The organism is Streptomyces sp. NPDC048659 (genome assembly GCF_040650575.1).
Lineage (GTDB): Bacteria > Actinomycetota > Actinomycetes > Streptomycetales > Streptomycetaceae > Streptomyces.
This window is the reverse complement of sequence record NZ_JBEZHM010000033.1, coordinates 21,570-45,041: the sequence shown is the minus strand read 5'-3', so window position 1 is coordinate 45,041 and position 23,472 is coordinate 21,570. Positions and strand designations below refer to the sequence as shown.

The following is a 23,472-nucleotide window of genomic DNA, read 5'->3' as shown; positions in this document are numbered from 1 at the left end:
GAGCGCCGGGCTCCGGTACGTGGCCAGGGCCACCCGCCGGGCCCCAGTACGTACCGGGGCCGGGAGGCCCGCAGGACCCCCCGCCCCCGGCGCGCAGCCAAGCCCACCCGCCCCCGCCCCCGCCCTACCCCAGCTGCCCCGGCAGCTCCCCCGCGTGCACCACCGTCAGCCCCGACACCGCTCGGGTCAGCGCCACGTACAGGCGGCGCAGGCCCGTGCGTTCGTCGGGCTCGCCGGCGACCACGGCGGCCGGCTCGTCCAGGACCACGTAGTCGTACTCCAGGCCCTTCGCCAGCGACGCCGGGACCAGGGTCAGGCGGGAGGCGGCCGTGGTCTCCTCGCCGGGGGAGAGGTGGGCCAGGCCCGCCGCCTCCAGGGCCGCCGCCAGCGGGGCGATCCGGGCGTCCGCCGCGATCAGGCCGATCGAGCCCTCGTGCGCCAGCGCCGCCACGCACGCCGCCACCACGTCCGCGTCCAGCTCCTCCGGCCCGGCCGCCCGCCGGAACTCCAGCGAGCCCGGGTTCTCCCGTACGGACTCGACGGGGGCGAGCCCCGGCGACATGTGGGGGAGCAGCCGGGAGGCGTACGCGATGACCTCGCGCGGCACGCGGAAGCCGGCCGTCAGCTCCTCGATGTGCGCCTCCGGCTTGCCCAGGTGCGCCAGGGCCTGCGCCCAGCTCCCGGTGGCCCACGGCGTGGTGCCCTGCGCCAGGTCGCCGAGGACCGTGGCCGAACCGGTCGTGCAGCGCCGCCCGACCGCCCGGTACTGCATGGGGGAGAGGTCCTGGGCCTCGTCGACGACCACGTGGCCCAGCGAGTGGGTGCGCTCGACCAGGTCCTTCGCCTCGTCGATCAGGACCGCGTCCGCCGCCGACCACTTCGCCGACTTCACGCTCCGCGCCGGCTTCGCCCACAGCAGCAGCTTCTGCTCGTCCTCGGTCAGGACGCCCTCGGCGTGCGCGGCGAGGAACTCCGGGTCGCCCAGCAGCCGCAGCACCAGCTTCGCCGGGTCGACGGCGGGCCAGCACTCCTTGACGACGGCCTTGACGGCGGGGGTGCGGGCGACCGCGTTCTGCACCCGGTCGTCGGGCGCCTCCCCGGCCTCCTCCATGCGCACCAGGACCGCGTGCGCGATGCGCTGCGGCAGCGCGTCGTGGGCCGCCCCGTACCGGATGTCCCGGTCGAGCAGCTCCCGCACCATGTCCGCCAGCTCGTACGCGGGCACCCGCCAGCGGCGCGAGCCGCGCACCACCATGAGCGGCTCGGTGGGCATCGCGACGTGCGAGCGGACGGCGCGGCGCAGCACCTCCGCCATCCGGGCGTCGCCCTTGACGACGGCGGTGGCCGCCTCGTCCGTGCCGCGCACCTCGACGTGGGCGACGAGGTCGTCCACGGTCGCCTGCTGCACCTCCAGCTCGCCGAGCGCGGGCAGCACCTGCTCGATGTAGTGGAGGAACGAGCGGTTCGGCCCGATGACGAGGGTGCCGGTGCGGGCGAGCCGCTCCCGGTGCGCGTACAGCAGATAGGCCACGCGGTGCAGGCCGACGGCGGTCTTTCCGGTGCCGGGGCCGCCCTGCACGCAGACGGTGCCGGACAGGTCGGAGCGGACGATCTCGTCCTGCTCGGGCTGGATGGTGGCGACGATGTCGCGCATCGGGCCGACGCGGGGGCGCTCGATCTCGGTCTGGAGCAGCCGGCTGGTGCGCTCCAGCTCCGCCGGGTCGGACAGGTGCTCGTCCTCGTACGCGGTGAGCTCGCCGCCCGTGTAGCCGAAGCGACGGCGCAGCCCGACGTCCTGGGGGGCCTTCCTGGACGCCTGGTAGTACGGCTGGGAGACCGGCGCGCGCCAGTCGATCACCATCGGGTCGCCGACGGCGTCGTGGACGTGCCGGCGGCCGATGTAGAAGCGCTGGCCCTCCTGCGTGGTGTGCAGGTAGTCGAGGCGGCCGAAGAAGAGCGGGGTGCCGGCGAGGTCGGCGAGGGCCTTGACGCGGTCCTCGATCTGGCGCGTCAGGATGACGGCGTTGACCCAGTTCGCGGTGACGTCCTTGATGTCGAGCGATTCGACGTCCTCGCGCATGGCGCGCAGCGCGGCGCGCGAGGCGGCCAGGTGGGACCGTTCCCGGGCGAGCGGATCGTCCGCGGGGCGGGTTTCGTCGGTGGCGGACGTTACGGACACGGTGAAGCCTCCGGGTCGGGTACGCGGACACGTCGAGGTGGCCGCCGGTTTCCGACCGGACGGCGGCGCTCCCGGGGGGAGGCGGGGAAGCTGGCGAGTGTACGCCGGGGCGGTGCTCCGGGGCGAATGGATTCACCCGGCCCCGATCCCGCAGGGGGCCCGTAGGGGACCCGTAGGGGACGGGCTCCGACCCGGGTCCGACTCGCGGGGGACCCCGGTTCCACCCCAGGGCCGATGTGTTCCTAATGTCCGGATTCCATCATGGATACATGACCGCCACCGCCCTCACCCCCGCGTCCACCGTCCCCAGCCTGCGCCGCGCCCGCCGCGCGGCCACCGCGCCGCTGCGCGCGATACGCGCCTTCGGCGGCGCGCTCGTCGCGGTCGCCGTCCTCGGGGCGTACGACGAGGAGGCGGGCGTCCGCGACCCCCGCCCCACCCACCAGGGCTGAGCCACCCCCCCCGGTCCCCTGTGTCAACTCTCCGGCCCCCACGCCGAGATGATCTGATGATCTAATGGCCGCGCAAGGAGACACGGGGGGTGCGCTCCAGCGCCGCGTCTTCGGCACGCGTGCTCCCCACGCCGTACGACATGCGCCAGGCGACATGCGCCATACGACGTACGGCGTTCGGCGTCACGAAAACGGGGGAACATGATGCGATCACTACGACGCTCTTTCATCGGCGGACTCGCCCTGGCGTTCACCTTCCTCATAGGCATGGCGGCCACGCCGGCGGCGGCGATGAACATCCAGAGAGTGACCAACGGCTCCAGCGGCCTGTGCCTGGAGATCTACCAGCAGTCGAAGAACAACGGCGCGGTCGCCAGCCAGTGGCCGTGCAGCGACCAGCTCCACCAGACCTGGTACTTCGACCAGCAGTACCCCGACCACCGCTGGCGCCTGATCAACAAGAACTCGGGCAAGTGCCTGGAGGTCGCCGGCTGGCGCACGAACGACGGCGCCGCCGTCGGCCAGTGGGACTGCACCGGCGGGGCCAACCAGGTCTGGTACGCGATCGACTACCCCGGCGACGGGACCAACGCCAGGGCCCTCGTGAACCTCAACAGCGGCAAGTGCCTGGAGATCGGCGGCTGGAGCTCGGCGTGGGGCGCGACCGCGAACCAGTGGGCCTGCCACAAGGGCGCCAACCAGCTGTGGGGCGGCGTCCCGGAGTGGTAGGAGCGGCGGTCCGGATCAGGCGGATCGACGGATCGTGAGAGAGGAAGGGCGGCCCGGTCAAGGGCCGCCCTTTCTCATGGTCCGGCCCTTCTCACGCTCCGCCGATCCCCTTCACGGCCTCACGGGGCCAGCAGCTCGCTCGCGTCGAGGATCCGGTACGCGTACCCCTGCTCGGCCAGGAACCGCTGCCGGTGGGCGGCGAAGTCCTGGTCGATCGTGTCGCGGGCGACCACGGAGTAGAAGTGCGCCTGGTGACCGTCGGCCTTCGGGCGCAGCACCCGGCCGAGGCGCTGGGCCTCCTCCTGGCGGGAGCCGAAGGTGCCGGAGACCTGGATGGCGACGGTGGCCTCGGGGAGGTCGATGGAGAAGTTCGCGACCTTGGAGACGACGAGGACGCTGATCTCGCCGTTGCGGAAGGCGTCGAAGAGCTTCTCGCGCTGCGCGTTCGAGGTCTCGCCCTTGATCACCGGGGCGTTCAGGTGCTCGCCGAGCTCGTCGAGCTGGTCGATGTACTGCCCGATGACGAGGATCTGCTGCCCGGCGAACTTCTTCACCAGCGCCTCGGTGACCTTCCGCTTGGTCGCGGTCGTGGCGCAGAAGCGGTACTTCTCCTCCGGCTCCGCCGTGGCGTAGGCGAGCCGCTCGGAGTCGGTCAGGTCGACGCGGACCTCGACGCAGTCGGCGGGCGCGATGTAGCCCTGCGCCTCGATCTCCTTCCAGGGCGCGTCGAAGCGCTTGGGCCCGATGAGCGAGAAGACGTCGGATTCGCGCCCGTCCTCGCGTACCAGGGTGGCCGTGAGGCCGAGGCGGCGGCGGGCCTGGAGGTCGGCGGTGAACTTGAAGACGGGGGCCGGCAGCAGGTGGACCTCGTCGTAGACGATCAGGCCCCAGTCGCGGGAGTCGAAGAGCTCCAGGTGGGGGTAGATGCCCTTCCGGCGGGTGGTGAGGACCTGGTACGTGGCGATGGTGACCGGCCGGATCTCCTTGCGGGTGCCGCTGTACTCGCCGATCTCGTCCTCGGTCAGGGAGGTCCGCTTCACCAGCTCGTGCTTCCACTGGCGGGCGGAGACGGTGTTGGTGACGAGGATCAGGGTGGTGGCCTTGGCCTTGGCCATGGCACCGGCCCCGACCAGGGTCTTCCCGGCGCCGCAGGGCAGCACGACGACGCCGGAGCCGCCGTGCCAGAAGCCCTCGACGGCCTGCTGCTGGTACGGGCGCAGGGCCCAGCCGTCCTCGGCGAGGTCGATCCGGTGGGCCTCGCCGTCGACGTACCCGGCGAGGTCCTCGGCGGGCCAGCCCAGCTTGAGCAGGGTCTGCTTGATCTGCCCGCGCTCGGAGGGGTGCACGGCGACGGTGTCGGGGTCGAGCCGCGCCCCGACCAGCGGCTGCACCTTCTTGGAGCGCAGCACCTCCTCCAGGACGGGCCGGTCGGTGGTGGTGAGCACCAGCCCGTGCACGGGGTGCTTGGAGAGGGTGAGGCGCCCGTAGCGGGCCATGGTCTCGGCGATGTCGACGAGCAGGGCGTGCGGGACCGGGTACCGGGAGAACTCGACGAGCGCGTCGACGACCTGCTCGGCGTCGTGCCCGGCGGCCCGCGCGTTCCACAGGCCGAGCGGGGTGACCCGGTAGGTGTGGATGTGCTCGGGCGCCCGCTCCAGCTCGGCGAAGGGCGCGATGACCCGCCGACACGCCTCGGCCTGCTCGTGGTCGACCTCCAGCAGGAGCGTCTTGTCGCTCTGGACGATCAGGCAGGACACACATACCTCCGGAAGTAGGATCGTCCCGTGACAGACAGCACACCCGCCATGGCTCGGGCTTTGCCCCGTGCCAGACGCTCGAAAGGCGTCTCGGCAAGTGCGCCGGGAATGCGCGCTGCCATCTACGTACGACTTTCGCGCGAAACAGAAGAGTCTACCTCGCCAGAGCGCCAGCGGGCTGCCTGCGAGGCGTTGTGCCAGGCCAGAGGCTGGAACGTCGTCGCAGTAGAAGAAGACATCGACGTGTCCGGATATTCCCGTGGGCTGGACCGCCCGGGGCTGCAACGGGTCCTGTCCCGTCTCGCAGAGTTCGACGTCATCGTCTTCTTCAAGATCGACCGACTGGCCCGTTCCACGGTGGACTTCGCCGAGATCATGAAGGTCACGCAGAACGCGAGCGTGGCCCTGGCGTCGGCGAGCGAACCGCTGGACCTCACGTCGTCCATGGGCCGCGCCATGGCGAAGGTGATCGCGGTCTTCGCGGAACTGGAGTCGGACACCATAGGCATGCGCGTCTCCAGCGCCCACGAACACCTGCGCCGGGAAGGCCGCTACACGGGCGGCAGGGTGCCGTACGGCTACCGGGTGGTCCCGAACCCCGACGGCGCGGGGAAGGTCCTGGAGATCAACCCCGAGGAGGCCCAGACCATCCACGGCATCGTGGAACGCGTCCTCAACAAGGACTCCCTCCTCAAGATCGCATCGGACCTCACCGCCTCGGACAAGCCGTCGCCGGGCCACTCGTCCCGCCAGACCACGGGCAAGCGCAGCGACTCGAAGCAGTGGTACACGTCCTCGCTGCGCAGCCTGCTGACCAACCCCCAGTTGCTGGGGCAGGTGATCGAGGACGGCAAGCCGATCCTCATGACGGACGGCCTCCCGCTGGTCAACCGCACGCCGATCCTGGACATGGACACCTGGCAGGCATTGCAGGACGAGTTGAGCCGGCGGGCCAACCCCGGTGATCGGCGCAGGGAAGGTACGTCGCTGCTGCGCGGGATCGTCTACTGCGCGGTCTGCCGGAACCGGATGTACACGTACATCGCGAAGGGCCGGACCCGGTACCGCTGCATCGGCCGGTTGAAGGCGCGGCAGTCCGGTGTGGAGAACGGCTGCTACGGCGTGAGCATCGCCGGTGAGGGCATGGAGCAGTACGTCACGGACCGGTTCCTCAAGGCGTTCGGCGCGTTCCCGGTCGTCCGCATGGTGGAGCACGCCGGGGAGGACTTCCGCCCGCAGATCCGGCAGGCGCGCGAAGCGCTGGAGGAGTTGGAGAAGGACCGCTACGACCGTGGCCTCTTCAAGGGTGAGGAAGGTTCGGCACGGTACGCGGTGCAGTACGCCAAGCTGGAAGAGCGGTTGGCGTCGCTGAACGAGAAGCAGCGAACCGCAAAGCCTGCGGGCGTCGAGGAGATCCCGACGGGCCGCACGCACGGTGAGCTGTGGAAGGACGCGGACACGGCGGGCAAGCGTGATTTGCTGCTGAACGCAGGCGCCTACGTCGAAGTCGGTATGTCCCGCAAGGGTGGCCCGAGGCTCGACACGTCCCGTCTGGCGGTCCACTTCGGTGAGGACGGCGAGATCCGCCGCGCGGACGCCGACGGCAAGGATGTTGAGGCCGTCATCCAACAGGCCGTGGCGCGGGACCTGGAGCTGTTCTAGGCCCGCCTGAGCGCCGTTCACGGCCCGTCGCTGGGGAAACCTGGTGGCGGGCCGTTCGGCGTTTCTGGGGCCCCGTGGCGGCCCAGGGAATCTGGTGGAGGGTGTCAGCCCGCGTGCATACAGTCGGGGCGTCCGGATTCGGTGGCGTTTTCGTCGGGGGGATGACGAACTGACGTCGCCGGGGAGTGGTTCATGTGCGCCTCCTTTGCTTCTTTGCCGTCGGTTCCGCTGCGGGCTCCGTCCCTTGCGGTTACTGGCCTGTGGAGGGGTGCCCGTGGGCTTTCATGATCAACAAAAATGACTAGGGGTGGGGTTGTGTCGGCGCTGGAGGAGACGCGCGCGACGTGTTCGGAGTGTCTTGGGGAGCGCCCCCGTGATGCCCGTGCCACGTGCGGCGCGCCGTTGTGCGTGGAGTCGGCACGGTTGCAGACGGCCGCTCGCAGGGCCCGTGAAGCGGTGCGCGCTGCTGTGGGTCCTCCCCGGTGCTATCGCTGCGATCAGCCGCATGGCCGTGAGGCGTGGGCGAGGTATTGCGAGCGGTGCGCCGAGGAAGTGGAGGAGTCGCGACGTGCCGACCGCAAGAAGGAGGCGGAAGCGCGAAGGGAGGCAGAGGGGCGCAGGCCGTGTCGTGGGCCGAAGTGCTCGAACCTGGTGGGAATGTCTCGGGGGCCTGCCCGCCTGTACTGCTCGGATGCGTGCAGTCGGGCCGCTGAGTACATCCGTAAGCGCACCCGGACCAAACCCGGACCGGTGGACTGTCGACGCTGCGGTAAGCCAACGGTTCTCAAGTTCCGTGATGGCGTGTGTAGTTCATGCCAGAAAGTGCAGCGCACGGTTGCTCGGCGCGTGACCGTTCAGCGCAAGGTGCGCGCCGCTCACGGAGACGCAGGTTGCCATCACTGTTCGGCCCCGCTGCCTGAGGGTGGGGTGATTGATCACCTGGTTCCGATATCGAGGGGCGGCCTGTCGACCGTGGCCAACCTGCGTGTGGTGTGTGTGCCGTGCAACTCGTCCAAGAAGGATCAGCTCATGGACGAGTGGGCTCCGCCGTTGATAGCTGCGGGATGAGGCTTCCCAGTGCTGTGTGGCCCGAGCGGCCCGAGTCGGCGGGGCGCAGCGGGAGCATCGTCACGCCCCCCAGGGGGGTACTCCCTGACCCATCTCGCCTTGAGCGGCAGCGAGTGAAAACACTTGCATGGCGCAATCAAGCGTTTCCGCGGAGCGCTGGCACGGGACACCGGCCACGCCGCAACCGACCTTGATTGCGCGCCCGTAGCGCTGCGTGACGGTCGGCAGGACGTCCATCAAACGATGGTTTCTGAGACATCCGCGACGACCCACCCAGGGCGCCCCGCACGTGTTCCAAAACCCGTCTCAGAACCTGTCGAAAACCCTTGAGGTTTTGAGACGGGTTATGCGACGATCGTTCCATGACGACGCCCGCAGGACACCTGATCGGATACGCCCGAGTCTCCACCGATGATCAGGAAGCACAGTTGCAGCACGACGCGCTGACTGAGGCAGGCTGCGCCCGGGTCTTCACGGACAAGGCGAGCGGCAAGAACACGGACCGCCCGGAGCTTGCCGCCGTTCTCGACTACGTGCGCCCGGGGGACACGCTGTGCGTGTGGAAGCTGGACCGGTTCGCTCGCTCGCTGATCGATCTGGTGAACATGGTGGACGCGCTTGCCGCCCGTGGTGTCGGGTTCAAGGTGCTGACGGGTGCGCTGGCGTCGATCGACCCGAACGCGCCGGACGGGCGGCTCATGCTTCAGGTGGTGGGCGCCATGGCGGAGTTCGAGCGGAGTTTGATCAAGGACCGGACGCGTGCGGGTCTGGACGCTGCCAGGGCTCAGGGGCGCGTGGGGGGTCGCCCGGCGGTGATGGACGCCGACAAGCTCGCTGCGGCCAAGGCCCGGAAGGCCAAGGGTGAGAGCGTCACGGCCATTGCCAAGGCCCTTGGAGTGTCTCGCGCGACGCTGTACCGGGCGCTGAGCGACGGCGAGTAGCCCGCACCGTGCCAAGGGACCGTCTACCCGCTGTGGTGGGCGGTCCTCTGTTGTTCGGCGCCGGGGAGGGTGTTCCCAAAGTCCGAGGGAAAGACGGTTCGGCGATCCCGGCCCAAGCTCGGGATGCGCGGGCTGGGTGTAAGCCCGTTTCCCTCCCTCCATGGGTCTATGACCTGCGCGAATGCCTGTATGGCGGGGTGAGAACGACCTAGTTAAGGGGTGGGGAGGACCCTCTTGACGGGGAGATCATGGACCGGAACGTGATGGCACTCCCGAGCCTGTACGGGTTTCGGTGCCGCTCGGACCTCAGCCGGCGCATCACTCCGGCGCTGATGTCGTCGTCAGCCCAGGGATGCGAGCGCTGTCGCCACCAGGGAACGGGCCGCAGCTCCCCGGGCGGCTCCCTGCGAAAGCCCTTCGAACGCTCGGGCGTACAGCTCGACCTGGCTGGGCTGGGTGAGGGTGGAGGCCGCGTCAAGGGTGTCCGCGTGCACCCTGGCCCGGTCGAAGACCGTGAACGTCGGCATGGGCCACACGGTCCGGCGCTCCGAGAAGGGCACGATCCCGACGGCGACGTTCGGAAGATCCATAACCCCCAGTAGGTGACCGAGTTGCGCCGCCATGGTCTCCGCGCTGCACGGTCGGTATCGCAACACCGCTTCCTCCAGGACGAACGAGAACCGGTGCGCCCCGCTGCCGACCACCGCATTGCGCTTCATCCGTGCCGCTACTGCCTCGGTCACGTCGTCCGGGGTGCCGCGGAACTTCGCGATGGAGGAGAGCAGTGCGGCGGCGTACCCGGGCGTCTGGAGGAACCCCGGGATGACGTCGGAGACGTAGACACGAAACGCGCGGGTCTGCTGGTACAGGTCTCCGGTGGACTCCTGGAGGCGGCGCAGGCCAGTCCGTTGCAGGCGCCTCCACTGGACGTGTGCGTCCGCGGACTGCCGGTTCGCCGCGATCAAGTCGGCAGCCTGATCGGTGGCTTCGCAGGCCCGGCACCATGCTTTGATGTCCGCGTCGGAGGGCGGTGTCCTGGCGTTCTCGATGCGCGACGACTTCGACTCCGACCAGCCACACCGGACGGCCAGATCCCGCCCGCTGATCCCCGCATCCTTCCGGATGTCGCGCAGACGGCCCGCCAGGTTCTCGCGGGCCTGCTGGACGCTGGAGGAGGGGTGCGGGGGCAAGGAGCCGGCTTTCGTCAGATCTCGTACAGGTGATGCGGGACGGCGCGCTCCCAGACCTCCTGGAAGGCGCTGGAGCAGAGCTTCACGGTCTTCGGGTCGTCGGTGATCTCGTCCTCCACCACGGCACCGTCACCGGAGAAGTGGTGCACACGGAGCAGCGTCCCGTCGAAGAGCCAGAAGTCATTCCCCGGGAGGGGGATGTCCGTGGCGCGGCGCCGGGGGAGCCACCGGACGTTCTCGCCCGCCGTGATGTTGGCGCGGGTGACGTAGTGCTCCCATCGGATGTATTCCGAAACGGGCTCGGAGACGACGCGTGCTCTGCGGATCGCCACACCCCGGGCCACGGTGTCCGAGATCAACTGGTCGTACGGGTGCCACCAGGAATCGCGGTCGTCCCACTCGATCCGCTCGCCGCGCTGCCATGCCGCGAACCGGTCCGTCGGGGCGTAGGAATCGCGCAGCTCCAAGTGGACGGCGGACCGGTGGCATCGGCCAAGCAGGTCAGCGAAGCTGGGCACGCTCGACAGCATCGCACGCCTCCCTGATCAGGGGGATCATCCGAGCGGGAATCCTGACGATGGCTTCGGTCTCGGGAACCGTGCCGTTCGCGGGGCTGCTCGCCTCACAGTCCGCCTGAGTCTCCTGGCTCGGCTTCCAGCCCTGCAACAGGATCTCCTGGGCGTCGGTGTCGGCCCACACGGTGGGGCAGTGGTCCCGGTCGGTGTTCGGGTCGATTCCGACGAACTCTACGGCCATGGCGGGCTCCCTGGTCGAGGTGCTTGCTCGGGCTTGCACGACCCTCGCCGACCTGTGGTTCGGGCGTCAATACCGCAACAGGCCAAGCAAATTGACGTGCAAGCTTGTGCAAGTTCGTGTAGTCCCGGGCGCGCTGACTTCTAGCGTCGTCGCCACCACGACGGTGAAGGGGACGACGACACCATGGCGACCAGCACCGAGACCGACGCAAGCCGGTTCGAGTACGAGACCTTCGCGCCGGCGGGCGAGACCTGTCCCGCCTGCATGGGGCCGGTCAAGACCCTTGAACGCTGCCGACGGGGGACGCTTGAGAAGCCTGATGGGCGGGACGTGGTGGTCTACCGCCACATCGACTGCGACGACCCGCAGGGGCTCAAGCGCGGGCGGAGGCAGTGAACCGCTTCAAGGTCGGCGAGAAGGTCTTCGACAGGGAGCAGCAGAGTCGCGGCGAGATCGTCAAGCTCTACCCGGCTCCCACCGTGGTCCGGCTGATGGGCGCTGGAGGGTTCCAGTGGATCGCCCGTACGGCCTGCTGCGTGCCCCTGAGGCGGCGCGCGCCGCGGGAGAGACCCCCGGTCCGCATCCCGCCGGGTACGGCCCCTGTGGACTGTCCGCCGCACGAACTCAGGGTCGGAGACCACGTCCTGGCCGGTGGACACCTGATCCCGATTGCCGATCTCCGCTACCGGGCCGGAGCCACCCGCACGATGATCCTGCGCAACGGGGCCGTGTGCGTCGCCGAGCGGACCATCCGCGTCTACCGCAGGTTCTAGAGACTGACTCGCCCGGTGTTGGCGAGCAGGGGTGACCGGGTGGGGCTTTCCGTTGTGCTTCCCGGCGTGCTAGGTATGTGCATCGGGCTTGATCGCATGGACGATGAGGGGCCCATTCACGTGCGATCAGGTCCTTCCGGCTGCCGGCCGTCCCGTTAACGGCCAATCCTCCAGTCTGCCTGATCCGGGGGCGCCCCGCCGCCGGAAGGGGGCGTCGGATGGCGGCGGGGGTGGTCCGGCGTCCGCCCGTCCGGCCGGTTCCGGCGGGTTTCGGCCGCCTGGAGACGCTTCCAGTTACTTCCGGCCGCTTCTCCGGTCATGGCGTGGCCTGCCGCCCCCGGTGATCGTTCAGGCGCGTGACGGGGGACCCCCACGTGCGAGGAGCGAAGGCGATGAAGCGAGTGAAGCGTCCCGGGACGGCGGCCGGACCGATGGCGGCCGGGCTGATGGCGGCCGGGCCGATGGCCGCCGGACCGATGGCTGCCGCCCTGCTGGCGTCCGCGGGCTGGCTCGTGGCGACCGGCGGGCAGGCGGCGGCCGTCGCCGCGGCGGCCCCGGAGCCGCCGCTGGTGGTGTCGGCCGCCGACTGGTCGGGCAAGGGGCAGGCGTCCACGGCGACCTGTCCGGAGGGGACCTCGCTGGTCGGCGGGGGGTACGACTCCCTGCCGTACGCCAACGGCTTCGGCAACCCGCTCGACTTCGTCGACACCAACACCCCGGCCAAGAACGAGCCCAACACCTGGGTGGTCAAGCTGCACTCCGGCAGGGCCTCGGCCTACGCCCTGTGCTCGCGGCAGTCCGCCACCCCGCCGGTCGTGGTGGCCTCGTCCGACTGGTCGGGCAAGGGGCAGGCGTCCACGGCGACCTGTCCGGAGGGGACCTCGCTGGTCGGCGGGGGCTACGACTCCCTGCCGTACGCCAACGGCGCCGGCAACCCCGTCGACTCCGTCGACACCAGCGCCCCGGCGAAGAACGAGCCCAACGCCTGGGTGACCAGGCTGCACTCCGGCAAGGCGTCCTCCTATGCCCTGTGCGACCCCGCCTCCGCGACCGTGCCCGCGGTCGTCACGTCCGACGGCTGGTCGGCGGACAAGGGCCTGTCCCGGGCGACCTGCCCCGAGGGGACCTCGCTGATCGGCGGCGGTTACGACTCCCTGCCGTACGCCAACGGCTTCGGCAATCCGCTCGACTCCCTGGACGCCTTCGCCCCCGCGGCGGACCAGCCCAACACCTGGGTGGCCAGGATGCACCGGGGCAAGGTCTCGGCCTACGCCCTGTGTTCGCCGTCGTCCGCCGTGGCCCCGACCGTGGTCGCGTCCGGCTGGTCGGCCAAGAAGGAGACCGCGAAGGCCACCTGCCCGGAGGGCACCGTCCTGGCCGGCAGCGGCTACGACTCCCAGCCGTACGCCAACGGCTTCAACGAGCCGCTCGACTTCATGGACACCTTCGCCCCCACCCGGGACGAGCCCAACACCTGGAGCGTCCGGATGCACTCGGGACAGTCCGCCTCGTACGTGATGTGCACCGCCTGACCCCGGGAGACGGGTACGGGTTCTAACCCGCCGTCGTCCGCGTCAGCGGGTTGTTCGCGATCGAGTTGTGGACCGTGAAGCTCACCGCGTCCGGGCGGTAGCGGTCGTCGGACCATTCGACCGGGCGGCCGTCGGCGGTCGTGGTGACGCGGCGGACGCGGAGGAGGGGGCTGGTGCGGCGGACGGTGAGGAGGGTGGCGTCCCGGGCGCCCGCGGCCACCGCGTCGATCACGTGCTCGCCGTGCGCGAAGACCAGGCCCGTCTCCTCGTACAGGCGCTGTGTGACGGAGGCGCACTCCGGGTCGAGGGCGGCGACGGTGGGGGAGATCCAGTCGGCGTAGACGCTGCGCTCGACCAGGACCGGTTCGCCGTCCAGGCCGCGGACGCGGAGCACGTTGAGCAGCGGGGTGCCCTCGGGGAGGTGGAGGCGGGCGGCGTCCTCCGCGGTGGCCGGGCGGTGGGCCTGGGTGATCACCCGGCCGGTCGCGGTGCGGCCCATGGCCTGGGCCCACTGGGCGAAGCTGCGCAGCTCGGCGAAGCTCTGGCTGCGGCGGCCGGCCAGCACGACCCGGCGGGCGCCCTGCCGGGAGCCGATCAGGCCCTCGGCGGTGAGCGCGGCCAGCGCCTGGCGGACGGTGCCCCGGGAGGCGTCGTGGCGGGCGGCGAGCTCGGCCTCGGTGGGCAGCCGGCCGCCGACCGCGTACTCCTCGCGGTCGATGGCCCGGCGCAGCTCCTCGGCGATCCGCTCGTGGCGTGGCGTCGGCATGGTTCCCCCTTCGCGCGTCGAGGGCGTCCTCAGTGCGCAGTGGCAGCAGCCTAGTTGAGCGTGTCAGTGGCCGAAAAGCGTCGCCAATGTGCAGGGAATGGCGGGCGGCCGTTCCCTTCTCGTTCATGTTCACGTCACGGGCGCCCGGCGTACTGGGGCCAACTTGTCCATACAAGTTGATCGCTCCGATCGCTCCGATCGCTCCGATCGCTCCGATCGCCCCGATCACGTGATCGCTCCGATCGCGTGATCACCCTGATCAATCCGATCGCCCTGATCGTCCTTCCGACCTGGTCGACGCTCCCCCTGGAGAAGCCGTGCCCGTCCCCACGCCCCCGCAGAGCCGTCCGAGGAACGCCGTCCTCGGCGGTGCCCTCGCCGTCGTCGCCGCCCTCGCCCTCACCGCCTGCGGCGCCGCCCCCGAGAACGCCGCCGCCACCGCCGACGGCAAGAGCGCCGCCACCGCCACCTCCGCCGCCGACTTCGGCGGCATGGACGCCCTCGTGAAGGCGGCCAAGAAGGAGGGCAAGCTGCACGCCATCGCGCTGCCCCGCGACTGGGCCAACTACGGCGCCCTCATCGACGGTTTCCAGCAGAAGTACGGGATCAAGATCGAGGTCGAGAACCCCGACGCCTCCAGCCAGGACGAGGTCAACGCCGTCACCTCCCGCAAGGGCCAGGACCGCGCCCCCGACGTCCTCGACCTCGGCAGCTCCTTCGCGCTCAGCGCCGCCCAGCAGGGCCTCCTCGCCCCGTACAAGGTCACCGCCTGGAACGACATCCCCGAGGGCCAGAAGGACGCCAAGGCCCGCTGGTACAACGACTACGGCGGCTACGTCTCCATCGGCTGCGACGCCAAGCGCGTCAAGAACTGCCCCACCACCTTCAAGGACCTCCTCAAGCCCGAGTACAAGGGCCAGGTCGCCCTCAACGGCAACCCCACCAAGTCCGGTTCGGCCTTCGGCGGCGTCTACGCGGCGGTCCTCGCCCAGGGCGGCTCCTTCGACGACATCCAGCCCGGCCTCGACTTCTTCGCCGCGCTGAAGAAGAACGGCAACTACACCCCCGTCGAGTCCACCCCGGCCACCGTCGAGAAGGGCGAGACGCCCATCAGCATCGACTGGGACTACCTCAACGCGGGCTACGCCGAGGAGTTCAAGGCCAAGGGCCTCGACTGGAAGGTCTCCGTCCCCACCGACGGCCGCTACGCCATGTACTACTCGCAGGCCGTCAACAAGGACGCCCCGCACCCGGCCGCCGCCCGCCTGTGGCAGGAGTACCTCTACAGCGCCGAGGGCCAGAACCTCTGGCTCAAGGGCTTCGCCCGGCCCGTCCTGATGCCCGCCCTGGAGAAGGCCGGCACCCTCGACACCCAGGCCGCGCTCAAGCTGCCCGCCGTCTCCGGCGTCCCCTCCTTCCCGACCGAGGCCCAGCAGGCCAAGGCCAAGACGACCCTCGCGCAGGGCTGGGGCAAGGCCGTCTCCGGATGACGGGCACCCTCACCGGCCCCGCCGCCTCCCGGACCACGTCCGGGCGGCGGCGGGGCCCCGCCCCCGGGGCCCGGCCGCGCCGCCGCCGCGCCCCCGCCTGGCTCGCCGTCCTCCCGCTGCTCGCCTTCACCGCGCTCGCCTTCGGCGTCCCCGCGCTCGCCATGCTCGGCGGCGCGTTCACCGTCGACGACCCGGCCGGCGGCCCCGCCTCGTACGGCACGGGGAACCTCGCCACCTCCCTCCAGGGCGCCTATCTCACCGCCCTGCTCGGCAGCGTCAAGCTCTCCGCCACCGCCGCCGTCCTCGCCGCCCTGCTCGGGCTCCCGCTCGCCCAGGCCGTCGTGACCTCCCGCTCCCGCGCCCTGCGCGAGGCCGTGCTCACCGCCTCCGGCGTGCTCGCCAACTTCGGCGGCGTCCCCCTCGCCTTCGCCTTCGTCGCCACCCTCGGCAACGCGGGTGTCCTCACCCGCCACCTCGGCCTCGCCGACCACGGCTGGAGCCTCTACAGCTTCTGGGGCCTCGTCCTCGTCTACCTCTACTTCCTCATCCCCCTCATGGTCCTCACCATCACCCCCGCCCTCGACGGACTGCGCGTCCAGTGGCGCGAGGCCGCCCGCAGCAACGGCGCCACCGCCCTCCAGTACTGGCGCCACGTCGCCCTGCCCGTCCTCGCGCCCAGCCTGCTCGGCGGGTTCGTGCTGCTCTTCGGCAGCGCCTTCGCCGCGTACGCCACGGCCGCCGCGATGGTCGGCAGCGCCGTCCCGCTCGTCACCCTCCAGATCTCCGACGCCCTCTCCGGCAACGTCCTGGTCGGCCAGGAGAACGTGGCACTCGCCCTCAGCCTCGACATGGTCGTCGTCGCCGGACTCGTCATGGCCGTCTACCTGCCCCTGCAACGCCGGAGCTCCCGATGGCTCGCCTGACCCCCGCCGCCGCCGACCCCGCGACTCCCGCCGCGCCCCGGGGCTCCCAGAGCCCGCAGAGCCCGCAGAGTCCACGGAGCCCGCAGAGCGCCCAGAGCCCGCAGAACCTCCCGGCCCCCCGGAGCCCCCGGAGCCCCCGGAGCCCCCGGAGCCCCCGGACCCCCCGCTCCCGCTGGCGCCCCTGGGTCCTCGGTCTCGCCGGGCTGTACTTCCTCGTGCCGCTCGCCGCCTCCGTCGTCTTCACCGTCGACGTCCCCGGCCGGGGCCTCACCCTCGACGCGTACACGGAGATCGTCGGCACCGAGGGCTTCACCACCAGCCTGCTGCTCTCCCTCGGCCTCGCCGCCGTCACCATCGCCGTCGTCCTGCTGCTCATGGTGCCCGCGCTGGTCGCCCTGCGGCTCGGCGCGCCCCGGCTGCGCCCGCTCGTCGAGACCGTCTGCTCGCTGCCGCTGGTCGTCCCGCCGATCGCCTTCGTCGCCGGGCTCGGCACCGTCCTGAAGTGGGGCCCCGAGCACCTCGCCCGCACCCCCCTCTTCCAGACCTTCGTCGCCCTCCAGAACCCGGACTTCCCCGTCGTCCTGGTCCTCGCGTACGTCGTGATGGCGCTGCCCTTCACCTACCGCGCCCTCGACGCCGGGCTGCGCGCGGTCGACGTCCGCACCCTCGTCGAGGCGGCCCGCAGCTGCGGCGCCGGACCCGTCCGGGCCCTCGTCACCGCCGTGCTGCCCAACCTGCGCGGCGCCCTGATGAACGCCGCCTTCCTCACCCTGGCCCTGGTCCTCGGCGAGTACACCGTCGCCCAGCTCCTCGGCTTCCGGCCCTTCGCCGTCTGGATCGTCAACATCTCCGGCTCCCAGGCCCAGATGTCCGTGGCCGTCTCCGTGCTCAGCCTCCTCGTCACCTGGATGCTGCTGCTGGCCCTCGCCGGAGCGGGCGGCCGGACCCCGGGCGCCCGCCGCCGCAGCCGTACCCGTACCGCCAAGGGATAGCCATGACCGCCACGACCACCCTGACCTCCTCCACCACCCCCACCGACGCCGCCACCGTCGAATTCCGCGGCCTGCGACGGCAGTTCGGGCCCACCACCGCGCTCGACGGGCTCGACCTCACCGTCCGCCCCGGCGAACTGCTCGCCCTGCTCGGCCCCTCCGGCTGCGGCAAGACCACCGCCCTGCGGATGCTCGCCGGCTTCGAGCCCCCCGACTCCGGCGCCGTCCTCGTCGACGGGCAGGACCTCACCCACGTCCCCGCCCACCGGCGCGACGCGGGCATGGTCTTCCAGTCGTACAGCCTCTTCCCGCACCTCGACTGCGTCGACAACGTCGCCTTCGGCCTGCGGATGCGCGGCGCGGGCAGGACCGAACGGCGCGACCGGGCCGCCGAACTCCTCGACCTCGTCGGCCTCGGCGACAAGGGCGGGCGCTACCCCCACCAGCTCTCCGGCGGCCAGCAGCAGCGCGTCGCCCTCGCCCGCGCCCTCGCCCTGCGCCCCCGCGTCCTGCTCCTCGACGAGCCGCTGTCCGCGCTCGACGCCAAGGTGCGGCTCACCCTGCGCGAGGAGATCCGCCGGATCCAGTCCGAACTCGGCATCACCACCCTCTTCGTGACGCACGACCAGGAGGAGGCGCTGTCCATGGCCGACCGGGTCGCCGTCATGCGGGCCGGGCGCCTGGAACAGTGCGCCGCCCCCGCCGAGCTGTACGGGCGTCCCGCCACCGCCTTCGTCGCCGAGTTCGTCGGCACCATGAGCCGTGTCCCCGGGCGCCTGGACGGCGGCGTCGTCGAGGTGCTCGGCCGCCGCCTCCCCGTCGACGGCGAGCCGCCCGCGACGCCCGACGTCGACGTCCTCGTACGCCCCGAGGACCTCACCGTCACCACCGACGGCGCCCGCTCGGCCCGGATCCTCGCCGCCTCCTTCCTCGGCGCCACCACCCGGCTCACCGTCCGGCTCGCCGACGCGACCGAGGTCAAGGCCGACCTGCCCACCCACGAGGCCGTCGCGCTCGCCGTCGGCGACGCCGTCACGGTCACCCCGCGCGAACGCCCGGTGCTCGTCGCCGCCCGCGCCACCCCCTGAGACCGCGGCCCGCGCGACAACTGGACCGGTGGCGCGGGCCGCCCCCGACCCCGTACCGCAGCACAGAAAGCGATCAGAGTGACCACCGAACTCCCCCCGCGCGCCGTCCTGTTCGACATGGACGGCACGCTCGTCGACACCGAGGGCCTGTGGTGGGAGGCGGTGGAACAGGTCGCCGGGCGCCCGCTGACCGACACCGACCGGCCCGAGGTGCTCGGCCGCCCCGTCGAGCACACCGCCGCCTGGCTCGCGGGCCCGGACACCACGGCCGCCGGCACCCTCGCCGCCGCCCTGCACCGGGAGTTCGCCGCCCGGGTACGGGACGGGGTCGAGCCCCGCCCCGGCGCCCTGGCCCTGCTGGCCGCGCTCGCCCGCGAAGGCGTGCCGACCGCCCTGGTCACGGCCTCGCCCCGGGCCGTCGCCGACCTCGTCCTGGACGCCCTCGGGGCCCTCGGCGCCCCGGAGTTCGCCGTCTCCGTCACCGCCGACGACACGCCCCGCACCAAGCCCGAACCCGACCCGTACCTCGCCGCGGCCCGCGCCCTCGGCGTGGACCCCGCGCACTGCGTCGCCGTCGAGGACACCCCCACGGGTGTCGCCTCGGCGGAGGCGGCGGGCTGCCCGGTCCTCGCGGTCCCGTCCGCCGACCCGATCCCCCCGGCGCCCGGCCGGACGGTCCTGGACGGGCTGACGGGGGTCACGCTGGAGCGGCTGCGGGCCATGACCCTCCCGATGTCGGAGGGGTCTGCCAGACTTGACGGAACGGACCGCTGAGAGGGAGGTGGCGAGATGAGCGTCGCGCACGATCCGCACTATGGGCCCTGGACGATAGAGCAGGTCCTGGCTCTGGGGGAGGACCGCGGTGAACGTCGTGAATTGATGGGGGAAGCGCTCTTGATGTCACCTGCTCCGGGATTCAAGCACCAGCGGGCGTCTTCGCGCCTGTGGCAATTGCTGGACACAGCCGTCCAGCAGGCCGGAGTGTCCGCCGAGGTGATGGAGGCAGTCAACGTCGTCCTGCCCGACGGGCTCTTCATCCCCGACATCGTGGTCGTCGAGGCGTCGGCCGCAGCCGAGGACCCGATCACCATCGACGCCGAGGCCGTCCTCCTGGTGGTCGAGATCGTGTCCCCGTCGTCGTCCGGCCGCCGCACGGACCGGCTGCTGAAGCCGCCGTACTACGCGGAGGCAGGGATCGAGCACCTGTGGCGCCTCGAACTGGAGCCGGTGCCGGCCCTCGTCGTCTCGGAGCTGCGTGACGGGCGCTACGTCGAGCGGACCGTGGCCGAGGCAGGTCACGAGACGTCGGTGGAGGAGCCGTTCCCGCTGAAGCTCGACCCCGGCCTGCTGGTCAATCCGCGGGTCTGAGCCACACCGCCCACGGGGACCGGATGGCGTCGCCCGGCTCCCCGGGGGACCAAGGGGGCAGGGCAGGGTTGTGGGCCCCGGCGGGGCCCACACGGCCTCGGGGGCCCCTCAGGGCGGCCCCGGCGGTGGTCGGAGCCCGGCCCCGGCCCCTGCGGGCGTCCAGCCGGGGGGCGTGGTGCTCCCCGTTCCTACTCCTCGCCCTCCGCCAGCTCCGCCACCCCCGTGATCCGGTGCAGCGGGTACGTGCGGACCTCGTCGGCCGTGTGGTCGTAGCCGGTCACGAAGCCGCCCTCGACGCGGACCGGGGCGATGACCCGCTGGCTCGCGGCGCCCTCCGCGTTGACGTAGCCGATCCACACCGCCGAACCGGTCATCGCCGCCGCCTGCACCGTGGCCAGCGTCTCGGCGGCCGAGGTGCGGGGCAGCTCGCCCGGCGCGAGCCCGGTGCCGGGGTCCTTGCGGACGACCGTCGCGGCCCGGTCGCCCGCCCGGACCGCGCGGACCGCCGCCGCGAGCAGCGTGGTGTCCGGGGCGGGCGGGCCGTCCGGGACGGGGGCCGGGGCGGTGCGCGGCGGGGTGCGGTAGGCGTCGGCGCGGGTGATCAGGACCGTGCCCTCGGCGGACTCGGCCGCCGGGGCGTAGCCCAGCGCCCGCAGCCCGTCGAGCAGCGCCGCCGGATCGGCCTGCGCCGCGAGGACGGTCGGCGCGAGCCGCCGCAGCCGCAGCGGGGCGGAGCGCCGGTCCGCGAGGATCTCGCCGAGCACCGTGTCGTCGTCGCAGCGGACGTACGCCGAGGCGGCGCCGACCCGCAGGTGCCCGTGCCTCCGCGCCACGTCGTCGATCAGGTACGACAGCGGCTGCGGCACCGGCGTACGGGAGTGCGAGGTCAGGAAGTCGTGCAGGTCGGAGGCGGTGCGCCCGGCGTCGAGGGCGCGCCGCACGGAGCCCGGTGTGAAGCGGTAGACGGTCGCGCCGCCCTTGGACTCGACGTCGGCGAGGACCGACAGGGTGTCCGCGAGCGGGCGGCGCAGCGGCCCCGGGGCGACGGCCGTCAGGTCGGCCTGGAGCAGCACGTGGTCGACGGCCTCGGGCAGCAGCGGCGCCAGCAGCGTCGCGGCCCGCGAGGCGGCGACGGACGGCTCGCAGGCGCCCGGGTGCGCGGTCTCCGGCGCGGCCTCGGCGAGCGGCAGGTTGAGCAGCGCGCGGGCGGGCGAGGCGAGCGCGCCGCGGCCGGTGACGCCGAGGAGTTCGGCCTCGTCGAGGGTCCAGCGGGCGATCCGGGCGCGCAGGTCGGCGGGGGCGCCGGCGCCCTCGTCGGCCGCCGCGGGCTCGGTGCCGGGGCCGCCGGCGCCGCCCCGCAGCGGCCGGTCCCAGCGCAGCCGGGCCAGCACCGAGGCGCGGTCGGCGGCGGAGCCCGGCGGGAGGGTCGCGAGCAGCCCGAGGACCCGGTGGCGCACCTCGGGGGCGGCGGCCCGGTCGAGCCCGGGGCCGAAGGCGGACAGGGCGCGGCCCTTGCCGTCGAGGGTGCCGACCAGTCCGGAGGTGCGAGTGGCGGACAGCCAGGGGACGACGAGCCGGGCCCAGCGCTCGGCGGGCGGCAGGTCGAGCCAGTCGTCGTAGCCGGGCGTCGGCGCGTACCGCTCGTCGGCCTCGCCGTCCGAGGCGAGCAGCCCGGCCCCGTACAGCAGCTCCAGCCAGAAGGCGGCGAGCTGTTCGGTGGTGTCGAGGGCGGCGGCGGTGCGCTTGAGGTCGCGGACGGCGAGCCCGCCGGCCCGCAGCACCGGCGGGCCGCCCTGGTCCCAGGACTTCAGCAGCTCCTCGGCGGTGGCCAGCGCCGTGTACGCCTGGCCGGCGGCCGCGCTGTCCACGACCTGTGGACGGTACTCGCGGACCGTCGCCACCACCGGCGCCACCGGCTCCGGCGCCCGGTGCGCGCGCCCGCCGCGCAGGTGCAGGGCGGCCTCCCGGGGCAGCACCACGGTCCGGGTGGACACCGGCAGCAGCAGCCCCCGGTCGCGGAGCCAGCGCACCGGCGGCGTCGGATTGGCCGTCACCTCGCCGTACGGGGGTCCCCAGACCAGCCGGTCGAGGACGGTGAGCGCGTCCGGCGGCGCGGTGTCGAGCAGGGCCGCCATCCGCGTGCGGTCGGTGAAGAGGCCGGTCAGGGCGGCGACGGCGGACACCGGGTCGTGCGTGCCGGGCAGCCCGGCGGTCGCGATGATCTCCTGGAGCCGCCCCGGCGACATGCCGGCGGTCGCCTCGGCGACGGTCGGGCCGAGCCCGGTCGGGGAGGGGTGCTGGGCCGAGGGGGCGAGCAGCTCGCGGGCGGTCCGCACCAGCCGCAGCCGCTCGTCGTCGCCCCAGACCAGGGCCTGTTCGCGCAGCACGGCGACGGCGCGGGGCAGCGCCGCCTCGATCCCGGGCTCGCCGCCGTCGCCGGTGAGCAGGGCGAGGAGTACGGGGTACGGGGCGGGGTCCGGCGCCACCGCCAGCGCCTCCGCCGTCTGGAGCGCGAACCGGTCGAGCCGTTCGAGGGCGCGGACGACGGACGCGCGGGTGCCGGCCCGGGTGGCGAGCTGCGTCAGGTCGTTCGGCACCGGCGAGAGCAGGTCGGGGCGGGCGCGCAGCAGCGCGGCGAGCCCCTCGTCGCCCCCGGCGCGCAGCGCCTCCGCGAGGGTGCGCGGCGCCGCGCCGACTCCTGTTGCCTCGGGCACGTGCGCCTCCCGGTCCCGCTCAACGATCCCCATCCGCACCACGTTAGCCCCTGCGCAGGCGCTACCGTCGTGCCGTGGGGATCGAGAACGACCGGTTGGTCTTCGACTATCTGAGCCGCGTCGGCGACCTGGCCCAGCAGCGGCGGCTGCCGCCGGCCGAGCGCCGGGAGCTGGTCACGGGGCTGCGCGACGAGATCGAACGGCGCCGCGCGGTGAAGGGGGAGCCGGTTCCGGGCATCCTCCGGGACCTGGGTACGCCGGACGAGGTGGTGGGCGGCGCGCCGCAGGACGGGCCGGACGGGCCGGGCGCGTCGCGGGGCGGGACAGGGGACGGGGACGGAGCTTCGGCCACGGCACCGGACGCGGCCGTGCCGTCGCCGCGCCCGGCGGACTGGTGGCGTACGGACGCCATGGGCGGCCCGGACGGCCTGGAGTCCCCGGAGACCGGCGGGGTCACGGGCGTGCCCGGCTTCTACGGCGGGGTGGAGATCCCGGAGCTGCTGCGCCCGCCGGAGCCGGAGGAGGACGAGGAGGAGGCCGACGGCGACGACGGCGAGGCGGAAGAGGACGCGCCCGCCGGCCTCCGCCGCCGCCTCCCCTTCCGCCTGGGCAGCCCGCTCCCGCTGGCCGCCGCGGTCCTCCTGCTGGCGGGCGCGGCGGGCGGCTGGCTGCTGGCGCTGGCCGGTGGCTGGGCCCTGGCCTACTTCTCGCGCGAGCGCCGCGCCGCCGCGCTGATCCTGCCGGGCCTGGCCGCCACCGGGGGCGCGGTCTGGCTGTGGGGCCGGATCGCGGGCCGCTGGGGCGACCCGGTGGCGACGGGCGGCGAGGCGATGGGCACGGCCGTGGCGGACACCTGGCCCTGGACCCTCCGCGCGGCGGCGATCGCCTCGGGGTTGTACTTGCTGTGGCGGTCGCGGCGGTAGCTCGTGCTTGGCGCGGCGGGCCTGCGCTGGCGGGCTGCGCCCAAGGCGGGGGCCTTGGGGTGACGGGCTGCGCCCTGGCGGGCCCTGCTCTGGCGGGCCCTGTCCTGGCGGCCTTGCCCAAGGCGCGCCTTGCCGTGACGGGCTGCGCCCAAGGCGGGCTGCGCCCAAG

21 protein-coding genes and 1 pseudogene are annotated in these 23,472 nt (G+C 72.6%); 15 read left to right on the top strand and 7 right to left on the bottom strand.

All coding sequences use genetic code 11. The annotated features are described in order from the left end of the window. Window positions 1–124: 124 nt before the first annotated feature. Window positions 125–2,179 carry a UvrD-helicase domain-containing protein gene (locus AB0C99_RS23970; protein ID WP_362478471.1) on the bottom strand — a complete coding sequence of 685 codons (2,055 nt, stop codon included), beginning with the start codon at window positions 2,177–2,179 and terminating at the stop codon, window positions 125–127. 269 nt (window positions 2,180–2,448) lie between these two features. Between AB0C99_RS23970 and AB0C99_RS23965 the strand changes: the two genes are divergently transcribed. Beyond that, the gene (locus tag AB0C99_RS23965; protein ID WP_362478468.1) at window positions 2,449–2,631 is read left to right on the top strand and encodes a hypothetical protein; all 183 of its coding nucleotides are present in this window, start codon (window positions 2,449–2,451) and stop codon (window positions 2,629–2,631) included. Between the two features lie 267 nt (window positions 2,632–2,898). Beyond that, on the top strand, window positions 2,899–3,360 hold the full coding sequence (locus AB0C99_RS23960) for an RICIN domain-containing protein (RefSeq protein ID WP_362478465.1): 462 nt from the start codon (window positions 2,899–2,901) through the stop codon (window positions 3,358–3,360). 119 nt (window positions 3,361–3,479) lie between these two features. Here the strand turns inward: AB0C99_RS23960 and AB0C99_RS23955 are convergent, their stop codons facing one another. Then, window positions 3,480–5,117 carry a DNA repair helicase XPB gene (locus AB0C99_RS23955; protein WP_362478462.1) on the bottom strand — a complete coding sequence of 546 codons (1,638 nt, stop codon included), beginning with the start codon at window positions 5,115–5,117 and terminating at the stop codon, window positions 3,480–3,482. Window positions 5,118–5,144: 27 nt separating this feature from the next. Between AB0C99_RS23955 and AB0C99_RS23950 the strand changes: the two genes are divergently transcribed. The 3 genes from AB0C99_RS23950 to AB0C99_RS23940 all read left to right on the top strand — a co-directional run bounded on the left by AB0C99_RS23950 (window position 5,145) and on the right by AB0C99_RS23940 (window position 8,788). Then, window positions 5,145–6,779, top strand: a complete 1,635-nt coding sequence (locus tag AB0C99_RS23950; protein ID WP_362478459.1) for a recombinase family protein — start codon at window positions 5,145–5,147, stop codon at window positions 6,777–6,779. A 297-nt stretch (window positions 6,780–7,076) separates the two neighbouring features. Next, on the top strand, window positions 7,077–7,847 hold the full coding sequence (locus AB0C99_RS23945; RefSeq protein ID WP_362478456.1) for an HNH endonuclease signature motif containing protein: 771 nt from the start codon (window positions 7,077–7,079) through the stop codon (window positions 7,845–7,847). 362 nt (window positions 7,848–8,209) lie between these two features. Continuing rightward, window positions 8,210–8,788: a recombinase family protein gene (locus AB0C99_RS23940; RefSeq protein WP_362478453.1), complete on the top strand. Its 579-nt coding sequence runs from the start codon at window positions 8,210–8,212 to the stop codon at window positions 8,786–8,788. A 341-nt stretch (window positions 8,789–9,129) separates the two neighbouring features. On the opposite strand, the gene AB0C99_RS23935 is transcribed toward AB0C99_RS23940, so the two are convergent. Genes AB0C99_RS23935 through AB0C99_RS23925 form a run of 3 tightly spaced genes read right to left on the bottom strand, consistent with a single transcriptional unit; the run spans window position 9,130 to window position 10,734 of the window. After that, entirely contained in the window at window positions 9,130–9,978 is an 849-nt protein-coding gene (locus AB0C99_RS23935; RefSeq protein WP_362478450.1) for a helix-turn-helix transcriptional regulator, read from the bottom strand. A 14-nt stretch (window positions 9,979–9,992) separates the two neighbouring features. Continuing rightward, window positions 9,993–10,508 carry a DUF6879 family protein gene (locus AB0C99_RS23930; protein WP_362478447.1) on the bottom strand — a complete coding sequence of 172 codons (516 nt, stop codon included), beginning with the start codon at window positions 10,506–10,508 and terminating at the stop codon, window positions 9,993–9,995. Continuing rightward, window positions 10,480–10,734: a hypothetical protein gene (locus AB0C99_RS23925; protein WP_362478444.1), complete on the bottom strand. Its 255-nt coding sequence runs from the start codon at window positions 10,732–10,734 to the stop codon at window positions 10,480–10,482. The genes AB0C99_RS23930 and AB0C99_RS23925 overlap by 29 nt, the downstream gene beginning before the upstream one ends. Before the next feature lie 183 nt (window positions 10,735–10,917). Between AB0C99_RS23925 and AB0C99_RS23920 the strand changes: the two genes are divergently transcribed. The 3 genes from AB0C99_RS23920 to AB0C99_RS23910 all read left to right on the top strand — a co-directional run bounded on the left by AB0C99_RS23920 (window position 10,918) and on the right by AB0C99_RS23910 (window position 13,039). Then, a complete protein-coding gene (locus AB0C99_RS23920; RefSeq protein ID WP_362478441.1) occupies window positions 10,918–11,130 on the top strand; it encodes a hypothetical protein in 213 nt (70 codons plus the stop codon). Continuing rightward, the gene (locus AB0C99_RS23915) at window positions 11,127–11,507 is read left to right on the top strand and encodes a hypothetical protein (protein WP_362478438.1); all 381 of its coding nucleotides are present in this window, start codon (window positions 11,127–11,129) and stop codon (window positions 11,505–11,507) included. Before AB0C99_RS23920 ends, AB0C99_RS23915 begins: the two co-directional genes overlap by 4 nt. Window positions 11,508–11,899: 392 nt before the next feature. Next, complete coding sequence (locus tag AB0C99_RS23910) at window positions 11,900–13,039, top strand: hypothetical protein (protein WP_362478435.1); 1,140 nt, start codon at window positions 11,900–11,902, stop codon at window positions 13,037–13,039. A 22-nt stretch (window positions 13,040–13,061) separates the two neighbouring features. Here AB0C99_RS23910 and AB0C99_RS23905 read toward each other — a convergent pair whose 3' ends face one another. After that, window positions 13,062–13,805, bottom strand: coding sequence for a GntR family transcriptional regulator (locus tag AB0C99_RS23905; protein WP_362478432.1), 744 nt, complete (start codon window positions 13,803–13,805; stop codon window positions 13,062–13,064). Between the two features lie 317 nt (window positions 13,806–14,122). On the opposite strand from AB0C99_RS23905, the gene AB0C99_RS23900 reads away from it, so the two are divergent. The 6 genes and pseudogenes from AB0C99_RS23900 (at window position 14,123) to AB0C99_RS23875 (ending at window position 19,666) form a co-directional block, all read left to right on the top strand. Continuing rightward, window positions 14,123–15,295 carry an extracellular solute-binding protein gene (locus AB0C99_RS23900; protein WP_362478429.1) on the top strand — a complete coding sequence of 391 codons (1,173 nt, stop codon included), beginning with the start codon at window positions 14,123–14,125 and terminating at the stop codon, window positions 15,293–15,295. Next, window positions 15,292–16,218, top strand: coding sequence for an ABC transporter permease subunit (locus AB0C99_RS23895; RefSeq protein ID WP_362478426.1), 927 nt, complete (start codon window positions 15,292–15,294; stop codon window positions 16,216–16,218). The genes AB0C99_RS23900 and AB0C99_RS23895 overlap by 4 nt, the downstream gene beginning before the upstream one ends. Next, window positions 16,206–17,210, top strand: coding sequence for an ABC transporter permease subunit (locus tag AB0C99_RS23890; protein WP_362478423.1), 1,005 nt, complete (start codon window positions 16,206–16,208; stop codon window positions 17,208–17,210). The genes AB0C99_RS23895 and AB0C99_RS23890 overlap by 13 nt, the downstream gene beginning before the upstream one ends. A gap of 2 nt (window positions 17,211–17,212) precedes the next feature. Beyond that, window positions 17,213–18,298 carry an ABC transporter ATP-binding protein gene (locus AB0C99_RS23885; protein WP_362478420.1) on the top strand — a complete coding sequence of 362 codons (1,086 nt, stop codon included), beginning with the start codon at window positions 17,213–17,215 and terminating at the stop codon, window positions 18,296–18,298. Window positions 18,299–18,370: 72 nt separating this feature from the next. Beyond that, a pseudogene (locus AB0C99_RS23880) lies at window positions 18,371–19,021 on the top strand (HAD family phosphatase); the annotation flags it as partial. Between the two features lie 66 nt (window positions 19,022–19,087). Then, on the top strand, window positions 19,088–19,666 hold the full coding sequence (locus AB0C99_RS23875; protein WP_362478418.1) for a Uma2 family endonuclease: 579 nt from the start codon (window positions 19,088–19,090) through the stop codon (window positions 19,664–19,666). 188 nt (window positions 19,667–19,854) lie between these two features. Here the strand turns inward: AB0C99_RS23875 and AB0C99_RS23870 are convergent, their stop codons facing one another. Continuing rightward, window positions 19,855–22,413 (bottom strand): helicase C-terminal domain-containing protein, encoded by a 2,559-nt coding sequence (locus AB0C99_RS23870; protein WP_362478415.1) that lies wholly within the window; start codon window positions 22,411–22,413, stop codon window positions 19,855–19,857. A 41-nt stretch (window positions 22,414–22,454) separates the two neighbouring features. Between AB0C99_RS23870 and AB0C99_RS23865 the strand changes: the two genes are divergently transcribed. Then, window positions 22,455–23,303, top strand: coding sequence for a hypothetical protein (locus AB0C99_RS23865; RefSeq protein ID WP_362478412.1), 849 nt, complete (start codon window positions 22,455–22,457; stop codon window positions 23,301–23,303). Window positions 23,304–23,472: the final 169 nt, after the last annotated feature.

Excerpts from the sequence above, each read along its gene's own strand:
- AB0C99_RS23965 (WP_362478468.1), top strand. The coding sequence starts at position 2,449 with ATGACCGCCACCGCCCTCACCCCCGCGTCCACCGTCCCCAGCCTGCGC.
- AB0C99_RS23960 (WP_362478465.1), top strand. The coding sequence starts at position 2,899 with ATGGCGGCCACGCCGGCGGCGGCGATGAACATCCAGAGAGTGACCAAC.
- AB0C99_RS23945 (WP_362478456.1), top strand. The coding sequence starts at position 7,077 with ATGACTAGGGGTGGGGTTGTGTCGGCGCTGGAGGAGACGCGCGCGACG.
- AB0C99_RS23940 (WP_362478453.1), top strand. The coding sequence starts at position 8,210 with ATGACGACGCCCGCAGGACACCTGATCGGATACGCCCGAGTCTCCACC.
- AB0C99_RS23930 (WP_362478447.1), bottom strand. The coding sequence starts at position 10,508 with ATGCTGTCGAGCGTGCCCAGCTTCGCTGACCTGCTTGGCCGATGCCAC.
- AB0C99_RS23925 (WP_362478444.1), bottom strand. The coding sequence starts at position 10,734 with ATGGCCGTAGAGTTCGTCGGAATCGACCCGAACACCGACCGGGACCAC.
- AB0C99_RS23920 (WP_362478441.1), top strand. The coding sequence starts at position 10,918 with ATGGCGACCAGCACCGAGACCGACGCAAGCCGGTTCGAGTACGAGACC.
- AB0C99_RS23910 (WP_362478435.1), top strand. The coding sequence starts at position 11,900 with ATGAAGCGAGTGAAGCGTCCCGGGACGGCGGCCGGACCGATGGCGGCC.
- AB0C99_RS23905 (WP_362478432.1), bottom strand. The coding sequence starts at position 13,805 with ATGCCGACGCCACGCCACGAGCGGATCGCCGAGGAGCTGCGCCGGGCC.
- AB0C99_RS23895 (WP_362478426.1), top strand. The coding sequence starts at position 15,292 with ATGACGGGCACCCTCACCGGCCCCGCCGCCTCCCGGACCACGTCCGGG.
- AB0C99_RS23890 (WP_362478423.1), top strand. The coding sequence starts at position 16,206 with ATGGCTCGCCTGACCCCCGCCGCCGCCGACCCCGCGACTCCCGCCGCG.
- AB0C99_RS23885 (WP_362478420.1), top strand. The coding sequence starts at position 17,213 with ATGACCGCCACGACCACCCTGACCTCCTCCACCACCCCCACCGACGCC.
- AB0C99_RS23875 (WP_362478418.1), top strand. The coding sequence starts at position 19,088 with ATGAGCGTCGCGCACGATCCGCACTATGGGCCCTGGACGATAGAGCAG.
- AB0C99_RS23870 (WP_362478415.1), bottom strand. The coding sequence starts at position 22,413 with ATGGGGATCGTTGAGCGGGACCGGGAGGCGCACGTGCCCGAGGCAACA.